The organism is Leucobacter sp. PH1c, assembly GCF_000633415.1.
Lineage (GTDB): Bacteria > Actinomycetota > Actinomycetes > Actinomycetales > Microbacteriaceae > Leucobacter.
In genome coordinates, this window is sequence record NZ_AYMV01000018.1 from 126,041 (window position 1) to 143,830 (window position 17,790).

The window sequence follows — 17,790 nt, forward strand, 5'->3', positions numbered from 1 at the left end:
CGGCTGGGCCGCAAGCCCCCAGCCTACTACTCGGGGCGCCTCGCGCGCCTCGCTGCACGCGCAGGGCGAACGCCCGGTGACGCCTCGTGACGCCCGGTTACGCGGCCTTCGCGCGCACGCTCGACGCGTACACGTCGACGTACTCCTGGCCGCTCAGTTTCTGGATCTCGAGCATGATCTCGTCGGTCACGCTGCGGAGCACGAAGCGGTCGGCGCTCATCCCCGCGAAACGGGTGAAGTCGAGCGGCTTTCCGATCACGGTGCCGATGCGGCGGATCTTCGGCACCTTCGCGCCGATCGGCATCGCCTTCTCGGTGTCGATCATGACGATCGGCACGACGGTCGCGCCCGATTCGAGCACGAGGCGCGCGACTCCGGTGCGGCCGCGGTACAGCCGCGCGTCGGGGCTGCGGGTGCCCTCGGGGTAGATGCCGAGCACCTCGCCCCGGTCGAGCACGCTGAGGCCGGTGTTGAGCGAGGCCTCGGACGCTTTGCCGCCGGAACGGTCGATCGGCAGCTGCCCCACGGCGGTCATGAAGGTCTTCACGAGCCAGCCCTTCACGCCCTTGCCCGTGAAATAGTCGCTCTTCGCGAGGAAGTAGACCCGGCGCTCGATCATGAGCGGCATGAAGAAGGAGTCGATCACAGAAAGGTGATTTCCCACAATAATCACAGGCCCGGTCTCGGGAATGTTCTCGGCACCCTCCACCCACGGGCGGTAGAGCGTCTTCAAGAACGGCCCGATGATCAGGTGTTTAAAGAACCAGTAGAGCACAGTCGGTGATTTCCTCTCGACGGAGTCCACTGTAGCCGACCCCAGGGCTCCCCAGCGGTATGCGTATAGGGTGAAGTTGTGAAGCTGCGGTAGATTGCCGCACACCGTGAAGGCCTGTACCAGGTATCAAGGGAGCTGCCGTGAAACAGACTGAAACGCCCATTCTGATCCCCTCCGTTCCCGAGGACAACATCTCGGATCTGCTGGAGCAGCGCGTCGACGCCACGCCCGAGCGCGTGATCTTCGCCGTTCCGGAGGGTGAGGGCTGGCGCGACATTACCGCTGCCGAGTTCCGCGCGCAGGTCGTCGCGCTCGCGAAGGGCTTCGCCGCCGCCGGCCTCGAGCCCGGCGACCGCGTGGCGCTGATGTGCAAGACGAGCTACCCGTGGACGCTCATCGACTTCGCCATGCACTACGCGGGCATCGTGATGGTCCCGGTGTACGAGACCTCCTCGCCCCTGCAGATCCACTGGATCCTGGAGGACTCCGGGGCGCGCGCGATCGTCACCGAGACGGCCGAGCACGCCTCGCGCGTCGCGGAAATCCGCAGCGACCTCCCCGCGCTCACCCTCGACTGGCGCCTCGATGAGGACGCGCTCACCCGGCTCGTCGCCTCGGGTACCGAGGTTCCCGACGCCGAGATCGAGCGCCGCCGCAGCATCGCGGTCGGGAGCGACATGGCGACGCTCATCTACACGTCGGGTTCGACGGGCCGTCCGCGCGGTTGCGTGCTCACGCACTCGAACTTCGTCGACCTCGCCCGCAACGCCGGCGCCGCGCTCAACGAGGTCGTGCAGCCGGGCGCATCGACGCTGCTCTTCGTGACGCTCGCGCACGTCTTCGCGCGGTTCATCTCGGTGCTCGCGGTCCACGCCGGCGTGCGCGTGGGGCACGAGCCCGACACCTCGCAGCTGCTGCGCGCGCTCGGCTCGTTCAAGCCGACCTTCCTCCTCGCGGTTCCGCGCGTGTTCGAGAAGGTCTACAACTCCGCCGAGCAGAGCACCGAGGCCGAGGGCAAGGGCAAGATCTTCCGTGCTGCCGCGAAGGTCGGCGTGCAGCACTCCGAGGCGCTCGACGCGGGGCACGTCCCCTTCATGCTCGGCCTGAAGTTCAAGCTCTTCGACAAGCTCGTCTTCACGAAGCTGCGCGAGAAGCTCGGCGGCCAGGTGCGCTACGCGGTCTCGGGATCCGCCCCGCTCAGCCACTACCTGGGCCACTTCTACCGCAGCCTCGGCGTGAAGATCCTGGAGGGCTACGGCCTCACCGAGACGACCGCTCCCGTGTCCGTGAACCTGCCGGACAAGTTCAAGATCGGCACCGTCGGCCCCGCGCTCCCCGGCCACACGATCCGCATCGCGGACGATGGCGAGGTCGAGATCAAGGGCATCGACGTCTTCAAGGAGTACTGGAACAACCCGACCGCGACGCGCGATGCGTTCACGGAGGACGGATTCTTCCGCACGGGCGACCTCGGCCACCTCGATGACGACGGCTACCTCACCATCACGGGCCGGAAGAAGGAGATCATCGTGACCGCCGGCGGGAAGAACGTGGCTCCCGCCGCGCTCGAGGACCCGATCCGCGCGAACACGATCATCGGGCAGGTCGTCGTGGTCGGCGATCAGAAGCCGTTCATCTCCGCGCTCGTCACGCTCGACCCCGAGATGCTGCCCGCCTGGCTGAACAACCAGGGCGAGGATCCCACGATGACGCTCACGGAGGCGGCGCGCCATCCGAAGGTGCTCGCCGAGGTGCAGAGCGCGATCGACGAGGGGAACAAGTACGTCTCCCGCGCCGAGTCGATCCGCAAGTTCGTGATCCTGCCTACCGAGTTCATCGAGGCCAACGGGCACCTGACGCCGAAGATGAGTATCCGCCGCGACGCCATCCTCCGCGACTTCGCGGGAGAGATCTCGAAGCTCTACGGCGACAACCCGCAGACCGCCGCCGTCGAGACGAAGCCCGAGCGCGGGAACTGACCCGCGCGGAGCGGTGCTGACGCTCGTGTCTCTCTCTATTGCGGGGGCACGAGCGTCAGTGTCCGAGCGACGCAGTGCACTGCACCCGTCGCGTTCGAAGCGATGGTGTGCTCCAGGCCGAGCAGGAGGCCTGCGGCACGGTGCGTGAGCGCCGTGAGTCTGATGGAGTCGACGAACGACGACCCCGCGCGAATGGGTGAGACGAAACGGATGCGATCGGATCCGTAGTTCAGCACCGCGCCGGCCGCTGGGAAGCTGATCACCTCCCGCGTGAGTTCCGGCAAGAGCGCCAGGATCAGGTACCCATGAGCCACTGTTGCTGCATAGGGCCCCTTCCCAGCACGCCCCGGGTCGGTATGAATCCACTGGTCATCGCCGGTCAGCTCTGCGAATAGGTCGATGCTCCTCTGGTGCACACACCGGGACGACGTGGTCCCGAGGAGCGAGCCGAGCGGCGCCGCCGTCACCTCGGCCAACTGGAGTCGCCCAGTCACCGGGCTCCCCCGTCGATGCCGAGTGTCTGGCCGCTGATGTAGGAAGCTTCGGACGACGCGAGGAATGCAATCGCGGCGGCCACCTCATCCGGCTGCCCCACCCTGCGCAGCGGAGTCCGCTGAGCAATCTCCGCGCGGTACTCAGCCGGGTCGCGTTCCTGACGTCGCGCCGTTGCATCCGTCATGCTCGTTCGGATGAATCCGGGAGCAACCCCGTTGACGGTGATGTTGAACGGGCCAAGCTCGATCGCGAGCGTTGCAGTCAGTCCCCGCACTCCGGCCTTCGCGGCGGAGTAGTTCGCCTGGCCACGGTTTCCGAGCGCGGCGCGACTACTGAGGTTGACGATCCTCCCATACCGCGCAGAGACCATGTACCGCTGTGCTTCCTGCGCGCACACGAACACACCGGTCAGATTCGTCTCCAGAACTGCGTTCCAATCGGTACGCCGCATTCGGAAGAACAACTCGTCTCGCGTGATCCCCGCATTGTTCACGAGTACTTCGAGTCCGCCGGTTTCGCCGACGAAGGACTGGAGGGCGGCCTCCACCGTCGGCCCCAGCGCGACATCGGCGCACAACCCCCGGGCTCTTCCACCGGCAGACTGCACATCGTGATCCTCGACAATCGTCTGGGCCGCGCTCTTCGCGTCTGATGCGCTGAGATCGAGGACCCCGACCAGGGCTCCTTCTCGCGCGAGGCGCAAGGCCGTCGCATACCCGATTCCCGTCGCCGCACCCGTGACGACGGCGCGCTGCCCGGTGAAACGGCGGATCCCAGTCATGGGTGGCGCTTTCCCTGCAGACGCGCTCTCCAGCAGATCTTCCACGGTGGCTCATTCCCTTGCTCGTTGTTCCGGCCCTTCCGGATGCGGCCAGTCTGAGCCATGACTACGCTGATGCCCACTGGGGATGACGCATCCGTGCACGACACGAGTTGCATTGATCAACGGCGCCTGAAAGGAACACCCGAATGGAGCATCACCAGGTCATCGCGTTTCTCACTCTGGCGGAGGAACTCCATTTCGGCAGGGCCGCCGATCGACTCTTCCTCACCCAACCCACGCTCAGCCGAACGATCCGGAGCCTGGAACACGAACTCGGAACAGCGCTCTTTGAGCGCAGCAGCAGAAGCGTTCGACTCACCCCGGCCGGCAGCGCGCTGCGCGCGCCCGCGCAGGCGCTCCGGCGCAGCCATGACCAGGCGGTGGCGAGCGTCGTCGAGGCCGCAGCAGGTCTCTCGGGCACGGTCACTCTCGCGTATACCGGCGCGACATCGTACCGATTCAGCGCACGGGTCACTGCGCTCGTCGCCGAGCGGTACCCAGGAGTCACGCTCGAACTCGTCAGGACGAGCGTAGCCGCCGAAGGACTCAATCACGTGCTCGACCATTCAGTCGACGCCGTGCTGGGACGGTGGGATTCGGTCCCCGCCGGAATCTCGATCAGGCCTCTCGCCGAGGAGGGGTTCGTCATCGCCGTCCCGGCAGGCCACCGGCTCGCTTCACGAGCGTCGATCACATTCGGTGAAGTTCATGGCGAACCCTTCATCGCCCTGCCTGAGCACCCTCGGGCGGTCCTTCGCGAACGATTCTGCGAACTCGCCGAGCGCTACGGGGTGTTCCCCTCCGTGGCGCACTCGGCTCCCGATAGCTGGACCGCGCTTGCGCTCGTGCGCGAGGGCCTCGGCATCACGCTGACGCTCACGTCAGTGCGTGACAACGCGATGGTCCCGGGAGTCGAGTTCATTCCTGTGAACGATGCCCTCGCGCCGGCTTGGCTCAGCTTGGTCTGGCTCACGCGCTACACGAATTCAGCGCTCATCTCGGTGCTCCGGTGCGCCGAGAGCGCCGCGCAAGAGCTCCTTGAGCGACGATCACGCACGTAGTCGGGGCCGTCGCTCCACATCCGCGCAGCAGCGTATGCGAACTCTGCATCAGTGCGGAGGCCCGCAGCTGAGAGTGTTGCCGCACCACTCTCCTCTGCCCTCGCGAACGGAGTACCAGCCGCATGCATCTCCCGAACAGCCCTCTCCCGACGACACCCATCCAGCAGGGCCAATCGCCTCGTGAACACGCAAGAGCCGTAGCGACGGCCCTTCGCTCAGCCCCTGACGCGCTCGATCGGCTCCCCGACGCAGCAGGAGTCAACCTCTACGAGCTCGATCACGACCTCCGCGACATCCTGTCGCGCGCGCTCTCCGCTCGGGAACAGGCCTCCGCCGAGCCGCTGCTGCGTGCGCTGGGCGCGCTCGCCGGTGGCGAACTCAGCGAACTCGCCCGACAGGCAGATGCTCACCCACCGCAGCTTGTCTCGCATGACAGACAGGGGAACCGCACGGACGAGATCATGTTTCACCCGTCCTACGAGCGCATGACCGAGATCGCCGTGCAGCGGTTCGGCCTCGTCGCAATGTCTCACGTACCGACTCCGGGATTCTCCGCACCCGTGTCACACCCGCTCAAGTACGCGTTCTGGTATCTCTTCGTGCAGGCCGAGTTTGCACTCGCTTGCCCGCTCAGCATGACGGACGCGGCGATCCGGGTGCTTCAGAGGTTCGGAGACCCGGAGCTCAACGCACGGTACGCGGCGCCGATGCTACGTACCGACGCGGGCTTCGCTTCTGGAGCGCAATTCATGACGGAGCGGCAAGGAGGATCCGATGTCGGTGCGAACGCCGCGCTGGCCCGCCTCGATGAGGACGGGTGGCGGCTCCACGGGGCGAAGTGGTTCTGCTCGAATGCTTCCGCGGACGTTGCGCTCGTGCTCGCCCGCCCCGAGGGCGCACAGGAAGGCACAGCGGGACTCGCGATGTTCCTCATGCCGAGATTCCTCCCCAACGGGGAGCGCAATTGCTACCGCATCGAACGACTCAAGGACAAACTGGGGACGCGAGCCATGGCATCCGGCGAGATCCAGCTCAACGGAGCCACTGCATACCCGGTGGGAGAACTCGGGACGGGGTTCAGCCAGATGATGTCGATGGTGAATGCCTCGCGCCTCTCGAACGCCATGCGTTCGGCCGCGCTCATGCGTCGCAGCCTCGTTGAAGCCTTGCACTCGGCCCGCGAGCGCTGGGCATTCGGCGGCCCGCTGCTAACCAAACCGCTGATGCGCGACACGCTCCTGCGGATGGTCGTCGCTTCGGAAGCCGCCACGGCGATGGTCTTCCGCACCGCAGAGGTCTACGAACGCGCCGATCGCGCGCTCGCTGAGGCACCACCGTCAGGTCACGCGAGCAGCCCGCAAGATTCCGATTCGAGGCTCCTGCGGATCCTGACGCCGATAGTGAAGGGCGTGATCTGCAAGCGCGCCCGCACGGTCACCTCGGAGGGCATGGAAGTGCGGGGAGGCAACGGCTACATCGAAGAGTGGGGCGATGCCCGCCGGGTGCGCGACGCTCACATCGGCTCCATCTGGGAAGGAACGACGAGCATTGTCGCGCTCGATGTGCAGCGCGCGCTCCTCCGGAACCACGCCTCGGGTCCACTCTTCGATGAGATCCGCGCCGAACTCGCGTGTGCGACCCGGACGGCGCCGCACTCGGACGCAGTTCGAGCACTCGCGGAACTCCTCGAATCACGCACCTGCGCGATCGAGGCGCGGGTCGACGAGTTGGGAGATCTCACGTCGGAGCATCGCGACCTTGGAGCCGCAGGATTGATGAATGCCCTGTACGATCTCTTCTCCGCAGCGCTCCTGTTGGGACAGGCCGCGGTGCACCTGCGCGACACCGGGAACGCTCGCAAGCTCGCCATCCTCGTGGCGGCGCTCCGCCCGCACCCGCTCAGCGAGCCGCGCTTCGAACCCGCCGCAACGGACGTGTTGCTGACAAGCTTCGCCGAGGCGATTCTCTGCGGCGGACAGGTCCCCGCAGAGGCCGTCGATCCCGCCGTCGCCACGCTCCTCGAGAACATTGGCGCACCCAGGTGACCCGCCAGCTCCCGCTTTCGGGAATCCAGGTGCTCGATCTCAGCCGCGTCGTCGCGGGGCCGCTCTGCGCGAGTCTGCTTGGAGATCTCGGCGCAGAGGTCATCAAGGTCGAAGGCCCCGAGCATCCGGATGAGACGCGCGGCTGGTTCCCGCCGGACACAGCCGGCGTGGGGCTCTATTTCGCGACAGTGAACCGGAACAAGCGCGCCATCACCGCAAACCTCGCATCGGACGACGGGCGCGCGATCGTCTCGGAGCTCGCGCGCCGCAGCGATGTCGTCGTCGAGAACTTCACCGTCGGGACTCTCGAGCGTCTCGGACTCGCGTACCCCGCACTCCGCCGCATCAACCCCGGCGTAGTCCTCTGCTCTATCACCGGCTTCGGGCAGAGCGGCCCCGATCGAGACCAGCCCGGCTACGACATCCTCGCTCAGGCACGAAGCGGTTTCGTCAGTGCGAATGGAGCACCGGACAGCGAGGGAACCAAAGCACCGATCGCGCTCGCCGACATGCTCACCGGTCTTCATGCAACAATCTCGATCCTCGCGGCGCTCCGCGCCCGGGATCGCACGGGTACCGGGCAGCACCTTGATCTCGCACTCCTGGACTCCATGGTGTTCTCCCTCCTGAACCTCGGCACCTCGACCCTCAATTCGGGAACCGAACCGCCTCGATACGGGAATCAGCATCAGACGCTCGTGCCGTATCAACGATTTCGGACGCGGGACCGCGACATCATCATTGCGGTGGGCAACGACGCCCAGTTCGTCCGGCTGTGCTCGGAACTCGGTCTCGCCGGGCTTCCATCCGACTCCAGGTTCTCGACGGCGAGCGCCCGCATCACGCACCGCGAAGCACTTCTCCCCCTGGTAGAAGCCGCCTGCGCCGCTCGAACCGCGGATGATCTCCTCAGCAGGCTCCGCGCCCTCAGAGTCCCGGCCGGTCCGATCCACACCATCTCCGATGCCTTGGCCGACCCGCAGATCCATGCTCGCGGACTCATCCAGTCCGTAGCTCACCCGACCGCCGGCGTACTAAAGCTCCTGCGTGCCCCGTTGGGGTTCGCGGACCTGCCAACTGTGATCCGCCGCCCTCCACCATTGTTCTCCGAGCACACCGAGGAGGTACTGTCCGAACTCGGCTACTCCGAGGAGCGCATCGCGGCGCTCCAAGTCAGCGGAGCGATCACGCGCGCAACGCAGACTGCAGTTCGATAACGCGCATCCCTGATGCGTGTGTCCCGTTTCATCCAATGCTGTATGAGATGAGGGAGTCACATGACCACCACCAAGTACACGAACCCCACGACCATCTGGATCGCCGTTTTCTCCTCGTGCTTTCTCGGCCTCCTCGTTGATGGCTTCGACCTGCAGATGCTGGCGCTCACGCTCCCCAGTCTTCGCGAGGAATGGGGACTCACGAATGCTCAGGCCGGGCTGCTCGGAACCGCCTCACTCGCGGGCATGGGCATCGGAGGCATCTGCGGCGGCTATCTCGCGGACCGCTATGGACGAGTTCGCATGGCAGCCGTCATGATCATCGTCTTCTCGTTCGGCTCGTTCGCGCTGGGCTTCACTCAGGAGCCCTGGCAGTTCATGGTCATCCGGTTCATCACCGGGATGGGGCTCGGCGCCGAATACACCATCTGCATGATGCTGATGTCGGAGTACACCGGCGCGAAGCGCCGCGGCCTCACCATGGGAGCGCTCATGACCGCGTACTCGCTCGGGTACATGCTGGCCGCTCTCCTCTCCGGTGTCATCATCCCAGCGCACGGCTGGCGCTGGATGTACTGGATCGCGATCTTCCCCGTGGCGCTTGCCGTCTACATTCGCAAGCGCATCCCGGAGCCGAGCGGGTGGGAGGGACGTCGAGCCAAAGCACTCCGCCGCGACCGGACAGCTGCGGCCCGCAATCACTGGCGGCTGATGTGGGAGAACCCAGTGGCACGGAGGATGTTCCTGCTGTGGACGGTCACCGCCGCGTGCCTGCAGTTCGGCTACTACGGCGTGAACACTTGGTTGCCCTCATACGTGGCCAGCGATCTTGGCGTCGAGTTCAGCTCGATGACCGTCTACGTGTCTGGCACCTACCTCGCAGGGTTCTTCAGCAGGCTCGTGGGGGGATGGCTGGCGGACCGCCTCGGCCGGAGGTGGGTCTTCAGCGCTGGCGGTGTTCTCACCGCGGCGCTCCTCCCCATCATCTACCTGGCACAGAATCCCGAGAACATCGTGGCCTTTCTCATCTGCCTCGGCTTTGTCTACGGACTTCCGTTCGCGGTCAACGGGACCTACATGAACGAGAGCTTCCCCACGGACCTTCGCGGGACCGCGACGGGCGCCGCCTACAACCTCGGGCGAGTCGGGGCTATGCTGGCGCCGCTCATGATCGGGCTCGTCGCGGACTCGTTCAGCGTTGGCCTGGGTCTCGCGGTCCTCGGCGCGGGCTACGCTGTTGCGGCACTGATCCCCTTCTTCTGCATTCGTGACAGGCTCTACGATCCTGCCCGCGCCGACACCGACGAGTCGCGCCAACGGGCCGCGGAGGCCAGTACGCGCCCGATCCGGGCCGGGTCCTAGCGCGAACGGCCCCGGGAGCGCACGCTCCCGGGGCCGTTTCGTCGTTCCGCGCGATGCGGCTCAGAACCAGCTCGACGTGCGGATCTGCCGCATCGCCTCGCCGCGCGCCTCGCGGTCGAGGCGCTGGATGTAGAGCTTGCCGTCGAGGTGGTCGCACTCGTGCTGCAGTGCCTGCGCGAGCAGCCCCTCGCCCGAGATCACGACCTCGTTGCCGTCAAGATCCATGCCGCGCACCGTGGCGCGCGGGTAGCGCATGACGTCGAACCAGAGGTCGGGCACCGAGAGGCAGCCCTCCCCCGTGGCCACGGGCTCGCCCTCCAGGGCGATAATCTCCGGGTTCAGCACGTAGCTGATCTCACCGTCGATGTGCAGCGAGAACGCGCGCAGCTGATGCCCGATCTGGGTCGAGGCGAGCCCCGCCCTGCCATCGAAGGCGACGGTGTCGAGGAGGTCTTCGACGAGGGCGCGCACACCCTCGTCGACCTCCTCGACGGGATCGCAGACGGTACGGAGGACCGGGTCGCCGAACAGGCGGATTTCTCGAACTGCCACGCTCGGTATCCTAGGCGATCACCGCGATGAGATCGCCCGACTCGAGCGCACGGGTGCCCGCGAACACGATGCGCTCGACCACGCCGGAGACGGGCGCCGTGATTGCGGCCTCCATCTTCATCGCCTCGATCGTCGCGACGGGCTGGCCGGCCTCGACCGCGTCACCCACGGCGACCTTCACCGTCACCGTGCCCGAGAACGGCGCGGCGATCTGGCCGGCGACCGTGCGATCGGCCTTCTCGGCGACGGGCGCCGACACCGCGACGCCCTCGTCCTTCACGAAGACCTGGCGGAGCTGGCCGTTGACGCGCACCATGACCGTGCGCACGCCCTTGTCGTCCGCCTCGCCGATCGCCTCGAGGCCCACGTAGAGCCGCACGCCCTTCGCGAGGTCGATCGCGTGCTCGGCTCCGGGCACGAGGCCGTACAGGTAGTCGGGAGTGTCGAGCACCGAGAGATCGCCGAACTGCTCGCGATCCCGCTCGTACTGCTGCGTGGGCTGCGGGAACAGGAGCCGGTTGAGGGTAGCGCGACGCTCAGCGCCGTCGTGCTCGAGAAGCTCCGCGTCGGCATCGCTCACGGGGGCCACCGAGGTGTCGACCGTGCGCCCCGCGAGGACCTTCGAACGGAACGGCTCGGGCCAGCCACCCGGGATCTCGCCGAGCTCGCCCGCGAGGAAGCCGACGACCGAGTCGGGCACGTCGTACTGCTCGGGGTGCGCCTCGAAGTCCGCGGGGTCCGCGTCGACGGCCGCGAGGTGCAGCGCGAGATCGCCCACCACCTTCGACGAGGGCGTCACCTTCGGGATGCGCCCGAGGATCCGGTCCGCCGCGGCGTACATGTCCTCGATCTTCTCGAAGTCGTCCGCGAGCCCCAGGGCGATCGCCTGCTGGCGCAGGTTCGAGAGCTGGCCGCCGGGGATCTCGTGGGTGTAGACGCGGCCCGTGGGCGACGGAAGCCCGGACTCGAAGGGCTGGTAGAGCGCGCGCACGGCGTCCCAGTACGGCTCGAGCGCGAAGACCGCATCCGGATCGAGGCCCGTGTCGCGCTCCGTGTTCGCGAGCCCGGCGACGAGCGCCGAGAGCGAGGGCTGACTCGTCGTGCCCGACATCGGCGCCGAGGCCACGTCGACCGCGTCGACGCCCGCCTGCGAGGCCGCGAGCAGGGTCGCGAGCTGACCGCCCGGGGTGTCGTGGGTGTGGAGGTGCACCGGCAGCGCGAAGCGCTCGCGGAGCGCGGTGACGAGGCGCGCGGCAGCGGCGGGGCGGAGGAGCCCGGCCATGTCCTTGATCGCGAGCACGTGCGCGCCCGCGTCGACGATCTGCTCGGCGAGGCCGAGGTAGTAGTCCAGCGTGTACTTGTCCTCGGCAGGATCCAGCAGATTACCCGTGTAGGCCATGGCGACCTCGGCGACCGCCGTTCCGGTCTCGCGCACCGCGTCGATCGCCACGCGCATCTGCGAGACGTCGTTCAGCGCGTCGAAGATGCGGAACACGTCGACACCCGTCGACGCGGCCTCGCGGACGAAGGCGCGGGCCACGTTCGCCGGGTACGGCGTGTAGCCGACCGTGTTCTGGCCGCGGAGGAGCATCTGGATCGGCACATCGCCGAGCGACTCGCGGAGGGCGGCCAGGCGCTCCCAGGGGTCCTCGCCGAGGAAGCGGAGCGCGACGTCGTAGGTCGCGCCACCCCAGGCCTCCACCGACCACAGCTGCGGGGTGAGCCGCGCCACGTACGGGGCGATCCGGGCGAGGTCCTTCGTGCGGACTCGGGTGGCGAGCAGCGACTGGTGCGCGTCGCGGAACGTCGTCTCGGTGACCGCGAGCGCGGTCTGCTCGCGGAGGCTCCGGGCGAAGCCCTCGGGGCCGAGCTCGAGCAGACGCGAACGGGCGCCGGCGGGCGCCGGCTGCGAGAGGTCGAGCGCCGGCAGCTTGGCGGCGGGATCGACGGTGCCCGGACGCTGCCCGTTCGGCTGGTTCACGGTGACGTTGGCGACGTGCTGCAGGAGGCGCGTGGCGCGGTCCTTGGGCTTGTTCATCTCGAGCAGTTCGGGCCGCTCCTCGATGAAGGAGGTCGCGACGTCGCCCGCCTGGAATGCGGGATCGGCGAGCACGGCCTGCAGGAACGGGATGTTCGTGGCCACACCGCGGATCCGGAACTCCGCGAGCGCGCGGCGCGCCCGGACGACCGCGTCCTCGAAGCTGCGGCCGCGGCAGGTGAGCTTCGCGAGCATCGAGTCGAAGTGGGGGCTGATCTGCGCGCCGGCATTGATCGTGCCGCCATCGAGGCGCACGCCGCCGCCGCCCGGCGAGCGGTAGGCCGTGATGCGGCCGAGATCGGGGCGGAAGCCGTTCGCCGGGTCCTCGGTGGTGATGCGGCACTGGAGCGCCGCGCCGCGCAGCTGGATGCGGTCCTGCGTGAGCTCCAGCTCGGCGAGCGTCGCGCCCGCGGCGATCTGCATCTGCGCGCGCACGAGGTCGACGTCGGTGACCTCCTCCGTGACCGTGTGCTCGACCTGGATGCGCGGGTTCATCTCGATGAAGACGTGCTCGCCCGCGCGCTCCCCCTGCGTGTCGAGCAGGAACTCGACCGTGCCGGCGTTCTCGTAGCCGATCGACTGCGCGAAGGCGATCGCGTCGCGGGTGAGCTCGGCGCGCTTCTCCTCGGAGAGGTTCGGCGCGGGAGCGATCTCGACGACCTTCTGGTGGCGGCGCTGCACGGAGCAGTCGCGCTCGAAGAGGTGCACCGCGGCGCCCGTCGCATCGGCGAGCACCTGGACCTCGATGTGCCGCGGACGCAGCACGGCCTGCTCGATGAACATCGTGGGATCGCCGAATGCGGACTCGGCCTCGCGCATGGCGGACTCGAGCGCGTCGCGCAGGTCCTCGGCGCGCTCGACGCGGCGCATACCGCGCCCGCCGCCGCCCGCGACGGCCTTGGCGAAGATGGGGAAACCGATTTCAGCGGCACCAGCGATGAGCGCCTCGACGTCGGTCGACGGCGGGGTGGAGCGCAGCACGGGAACGCCCGCGGCGATCGCGTGCTCCTTCGCGGCGACCTTGTTGCCCGCCATCTCGAGCGCCAGCCGGCCCGGACCGATGAAGCGGATGCCCGCGGCCTCGGCCGCCGCGGCGAGCTCGGGGTTCTCCGAGAGGAAGCCGTAGCCGGGGTAGATCGCGTCGGCGCCCGACTCGCGCGCCACGCGCACGATCTCGGCCACGTCGAGGTACGCGCGCACGGGGTGTCCGACCTCGCCGATGAGGTACGCCTCGTCAGCCTTCAGCCGGTGCAGCGAGTTGCGGTCCTCGTAGGGAAAGACCGCGACCGTCGACGCGCCCAGCTCGTGCGCGGCACGGAATGCGCGGATCGCGATCTCACCGCGGTTGGCAACCAGAACTTTCCTAAACATGCAGATGTACCTCTCTGTCAATCGGCTCGTCGCCGGTTGCCCAGACCGCGCGATTCGTTCGATATCAAGATACATGCTCGCGGGGATCGCGCACGGAATACCGCAGGATCTGCGCCGTGCCGCGCGAAGCTCCGCGGCCGTCCGAGCGGGCCTGCGGCTCCAGACGGGGCCTGGAGGGCTACAGGGCCTCTGCCGCGGCACCGCCTTTCGGGGGTGGTGCGGCCCCAACTACTGTGGGTCGGGAGCCGCGTCGCGCTCATGTATCACCCTGCAGTTGTTCACTGTCCCTCCACCGTCGAAGGAACACATGACACACACGACCCCGGGCGGAGGCGTGCGCGCACGCCGCCCCCTTGCCACCGCAGCAGTTCTCGCACTCACCGCGGGCCTGCTCTCATTCCCCGCAACCGCCGCGCTCGCCGATGAGGCGATCGATGGTCCGCGTACGTCGGGCGACAGCGTCGTCCCGAACGTGGGCAACGGCGGCTACGATGCGCTGAACTACGATGTCGCGCTCGCGTGGACGCCCGACGAGGTGCAGACCGGATCCCTCGTCTCCGGCCGCATCGACTCGGCCACCACCACGATGACCGCGCGAGCCGAGCAGCCGCTCCGCTCCTTCTCTCTCGACTTCGAGGGCATGGAGATCGACTCGATCACGGTGAACGGCCAGCCCGCCGCCTGGGAGCGGGACGTCGACGCCGAGGCCATCAAGTTCAAGCTGATCGTCACCCCGCAGACCCCCGTCTCCGGGGAGTTCACGACGACCATCGCCTACCACGGCGTCCCCGTGACGCACATCGACAAGGACGGCGCCGCCGAGGGCTGGAGCGCGACGAACGACGGCGCGATGCTCCTCGGCCAGCCCATCGGCATGATGGCCGGCTACCCCCACAACAACACCCCGGCGGACAAGGCGACGTACACCTTCACCGTCGACATCCCCACGACGCTCGCGGCGGCGGACGGCTCCGAGCCGATGCCCGCGGCCGCGGTCAGCAACGGCGAGCTCGCGGCGCGCACCCCGTCGGAGGACGGCGGCCGCACCACGTGGAAGTGGGTGCAGCAGAAGCAGATGGCCTCCGAGCTCGCGATCATCGGGATCGGGCGCTACGACATCATCGAGGGCTCCGTGCAGCTGAGCGACGGCCGCACGATCCCGAGCTGGTCGTTCATGGATTCGAAGCTGTCCGCAGCGGACAAGACGACCGTGCGCAACCGGGTGGCGCAGCTGCAGGAGATCACGCAGAATCTCGAGCAGGTCTACGGACCGTACCCCGGCAACAGCACGGGCGTCGTGATCGACCGCGTGCCGTCCGAGATCAATTACGCGCTCGAGACGCAGGATCGCTCGTTCTTCCCCTCCGCGCGCTCCGTGGGCGGGAACACGCTCATCCATGAGCTCGTGCACCAGTGGTACGGCGATAATGTCTCCCCCACCGACTGGACCGACATCTGGATCGCCGAGGGCATGGCCACGTGGGGCCCCACCCACTACAACAGCGCCGCGGGCTTCGGCGCGGCGAAGTCGACCGAGCAGAGCTACTTCGAGTCGTGGAGCCGCACCGGGCCCGACTCGAAGGACTGGCTGATCCCGCCGGGCGCGCAGAACGACTCCGAGTTCCTGTACGGCTACCAGACCTACACGCGGAGCGCACAGTTCTGGGAGGCGCTGAAGATCAGCATCGGCGATGACGCCTTCTTCTCCCTCGTGCGCGAGTGGCAGAACCGCTACGGCGGGCAGAGCGTGTCCGGCGCCGAGCTGCAGGCTCTCGCCGAGGAGCTCTCGGGGCGCGACCTCAGCGCGTTCTGGCAGGACTGGGTGATGAAGGCGGGCAAGCCCGCTTGGCCCGACAAGCTCACGGCGAGCCTCACCACCCCGGAGCGCACCGAGCTCCTCGCGCGAGGTGATCGCGTCGAGTACACGCTCACCGCGCAGAACACCGGGCTCGCCCCGCTCGCGAACTCGGTCATCACGGTGGACGCGCAGACGATCCTCGAGAACGCCGCACTCGCCGAGCTTCCCGAGGGGCTCACGCTCGACGGCACGACGCTCAGCTGGCAGGTCCCCGCGACCGAGCCGGGCGCCAGCGCGCAGCTGACCTTCTCCGCGACCGTCGCCGAGACGGCCTCGGGCGGCACGATCGCCCCGAGCGCCAGCGTGGCGACCCTCGGCGGCACCTGCGCCGAGTGCTCCACCGAGCTCGCGATCGACGAGTACCCCGTCGCTCCCGCACCGCAGCCGACGATCGACGGCGTTGCACGCGTCGGCGAGACGCTGACCGTGCGCACGGACGGCTGGATGGAGGGGGCGACGCTCACCACCCAGTGGGCCGTCGGCGGCACGGACGTGGCAGGCGCGACGGGCGAGACCTTCGCGCTCGATGCCTCCGCGCTCGGCAAGACCGTGACGGTCTCCGTCACGGGCGCGAAGGAGCGCTTCCTCCCCGTGACCGTGGAAAGCGCCCCGACCGCGAAGGTTGTCGCAGCGGTCGAGCCGGGAACCGAGCCGGGCACCGACCCCGGAACGGATCCGGGCACCGACCCCGGAACGGACCCCGCAACCGATCCGGGCAGCGATCCCGGAACGGATCCGGGGACCGATCCCGGAACGGACCCCGGCACCGGCTCGCCCGTGGCCCCCGCGGAGTCCGCGCTGACCGCGGCACTCGAGGGCCTGATCTCGCTGCCGAGCACAGCGCACCCGGGCGAGCAGATCACGGTGAACGTGGGCCGCGCGCTCGCGGGCACCGAGGTCGAGGGCTGGCTGTTCTCGTCACCCGCGCACCTCGGCACGCTCCGCGTGGACGCGCAGGGCGCCGTGCGTCTGACGATCCCCGCGAACACGGAGATCGGCGCCCACCGACTCGCGATCGCGCACGCTGACGGCACCGTCATCGGCTGGGGCCCGATCCGGATCGAGCACGCCGGGCTTGCGACGACCGGCGGGGCGACGCCGATCGTGGCCGCTTCGCTCGGCGCGGCGCTGCTCCTCGCGGGCGGCGTGATCCTGGCTGCACGACGGCGGCGAGCCGCCGCGTAGCCCGGTACCGTGAGCGGCGGGGCCGCGGGATCAGAGCGCACGCTCGGTCCCGCGGCCCCGTCCGTTCGGGTCGGGGACGGCACCACATTTTTCCGCTTTCCGCGAGCAGCTTCCGCGCGCACTAGCTGACGTCCAGCCCAGATCGACTAAACTCATCTTGTGCATGTATTGAGTGTGAGCTCCCTTAAGGGCGGAGTCGGCAAGACCACCGTGACCCTCGGCCTCGCATCGGCCGCGTTCTCGCGCGGCCTGCGGACCCTCGTGGTGGACTTCGACCCGCAGTCCGACGTGTCCACCGGCCTCGCCGTGAACCCGGAGGGCTTCCTGAACGTCGCCGACGTTCTCGAGAGCCCCAAGGAGAAGACGGTGCGCGCCGCGATCGCGCACAGCGGTTGGAACGACTACCACGAGGGCGGCACGATCGACCTCATGGTCGGGAGCCCCTCCTCCATCAACTTCGACGGCCCGCACCCCTCGGCCCGCGACATCTGGAAGCTCGAGGAGGCGCTCGCCGTCGTCGAGTCCGAGTACGACCTCGTGCTCATCGATTGCGCGCCCTCGCTGAACGCGCTCACGCGCACCGCGTGGGCGGCGAGCGACCGCGTCCTCGTCGTCGCCGAGCCGAGCCTGTTCGCCGTCGCCGCGACCGACCGTGCGCTTCGCGCGATCGAGGAGATCCGCCGCGGCGTGAGCCCGCGCCTCCAGCCGCTCGGCATCCTGATCAACCGCACGCAGCCGCAGTCGATGGAGCACCAGTTCCGCATCCGCGAGCTCCGTGAGATGTTCGGCCCGCTCGTGCTCACCCCCCAGCTCCCCGAGCGTCCCTCGCTGCAGCAGGCGCAGGGCGCCGCGAAGCCCGTGCACATGTGGCCGGGCGAGCAGTCGCAGGAGATGGCGGGCAACTTCGACCTGATCCTCGACCGAGTGCTCCGCAGCGCGGGCATGGACGCGGCGCGCGCGGGCAACGGCCCCGCGCCCACCACGACCGTCACCGACTGACGCGCTCATACCCCGCACACGACTGAGCCC

The 17,790-nt window shown here is 68.3% G+C and carries 12 protein-coding genes; 7 read left to right on the top strand and 5 right to left on the bottom strand.

Features of this window, described 5'->3' with window-relative positions; genetic code table 11:
* Positions 1–97: 97 nt before the first annotated feature.
* Positions 98–775 (bottom strand): 1-acyl-sn-glycerol-3-phosphate acyltransferase, encoded by a 678-nt coding sequence (locus U874_RS0106275; RefSeq protein ID WP_029987794.1) that lies wholly within the window; start codon positions 773–775, stop codon positions 98–100.
* A 140-nt stretch (positions 776–915) separates the two neighbouring features.
* On the opposite strand from U874_RS0106275, the gene U874_RS0106280 reads away from it, so the two are divergent.
* On the top strand, positions 916–2,754 hold the full coding sequence (locus tag U874_RS0106280; RefSeq protein WP_025133688.1) for a long-chain fatty acid--CoA ligase: 1,839 nt from the start codon (positions 916–918) through the stop codon (positions 2,752–2,754).
* A 35-nt stretch (positions 2,755–2,789) separates the two neighbouring features.
* On the opposite strand, the gene U874_RS0106285 is transcribed toward U874_RS0106280, so the two are convergent.
* Both U874_RS0106285 and fabG read right to left on the bottom strand, forming a co-directional pair.
* On the bottom strand, positions 2,790–3,221 hold the full coding sequence (locus tag U874_RS0106285; protein ID WP_029987796.1) for a MaoC/PaaZ C-terminal domain-containing protein: 432 nt from the start codon (positions 3,219–3,221) through the stop codon (positions 2,790–2,792).
* Positions 3,222–3,244: 23 nt separating this feature from the next.
* Positions 3,245–4,075, bottom strand: coding sequence for a 3-oxoacyl-ACP reductase FabG (fabG, locus tag U874_RS0106290; RefSeq protein WP_232755880.1), 831 nt, complete (start codon positions 4,073–4,075; stop codon positions 3,245–3,247).
* Between the two features lie 143 nt (positions 4,076–4,218).
* Here fabG and U874_RS0106295 point away from each other — a divergent pair, with 143 nt between their 5' ends.
* The 4 genes from U874_RS0106295 to U874_RS0106310 all read left to right on the top strand — a co-directional run bounded on the left by U874_RS0106295 (position 4,219) and on the right by U874_RS0106310 (position 9,757).
* On the top strand, positions 4,219–5,133 hold the full coding sequence (locus U874_RS0106295) for a LysR family transcriptional regulator (RefSeq protein ID WP_025133691.1): 915 nt from the start codon (positions 4,219–4,221) through the stop codon (positions 5,131–5,133).
* Between the two features lie 122 nt (positions 5,134–5,255).
* Positions 5,256–7,178: an acyl-CoA dehydrogenase family protein gene (locus U874_RS0106300; RefSeq protein WP_025133692.1), complete on the top strand. Its 1,923-nt coding sequence runs from the start codon at positions 5,256–5,258 to the stop codon at positions 7,176–7,178.
* Positions 7,175–8,395, top strand: a complete 1,221-nt coding sequence (locus U874_RS0106305; protein ID WP_025133693.1) for a CaiB/BaiF CoA-transferase family protein — start codon at positions 7,175–7,177, stop codon at positions 8,393–8,395. The genes U874_RS0106300 and U874_RS0106305 overlap by 4 nt, the downstream gene beginning before the upstream one ends.
* 60 nt (positions 8,396–8,455) lie before the next feature.
* Positions 8,456–9,757, top strand: coding sequence for an MFS transporter (locus U874_RS0106310; protein ID WP_025133694.1), 1,302 nt, complete (start codon positions 8,456–8,458; stop codon positions 9,755–9,757).
* Between the two features lie 60 nt (positions 9,758–9,817).
* On the opposite strand, the gene def is transcribed toward U874_RS0106310, so the two are convergent.
* Both def and U874_RS0106320 read right to left on the bottom strand, forming a co-directional pair.
* The gene (def, locus tag U874_RS0106315; RefSeq protein ID WP_025133695.1) at positions 9,818–10,309 is read right to left on the bottom strand and encodes a peptide deformylase; all 492 of its coding nucleotides are present in this window, start codon (positions 10,307–10,309) and stop codon (positions 9,818–9,820) included.
* Positions 10,310–10,319: 10 nt separating this feature from the next.
* Positions 10,320–13,718: a pyruvate carboxylase gene (locus U874_RS0106320; protein ID WP_025133696.1), complete on the bottom strand. Its 3,399-nt coding sequence runs from the start codon at positions 13,716–13,718 to the stop codon at positions 10,320–10,322.
* A gap of 307 nt (positions 13,719–14,025) precedes the next feature.
* Between U874_RS0106320 and U874_RS0106325 the strand changes: the two genes are divergently transcribed.
* Positions 14,026–16,761 carry a M1 family aminopeptidase gene (locus tag U874_RS0106325; protein WP_025133697.1) on the top strand — a complete coding sequence of 912 codons (2,736 nt, stop codon included), beginning with the start codon at positions 14,026–14,028 and terminating at the stop codon, positions 16,759–16,761.
* A 159-nt stretch (positions 16,762–16,920) separates the two neighbouring features.
* Positions 16,921–17,760 (top strand): ParA family protein, encoded by an 840-nt coding sequence (locus U874_RS0106330; protein ID WP_025133698.1) that lies wholly within the window; start codon positions 16,921–16,923, stop codon positions 17,758–17,760.
* Positions 17,761–17,790 lie beyond the last annotated feature (30 nt).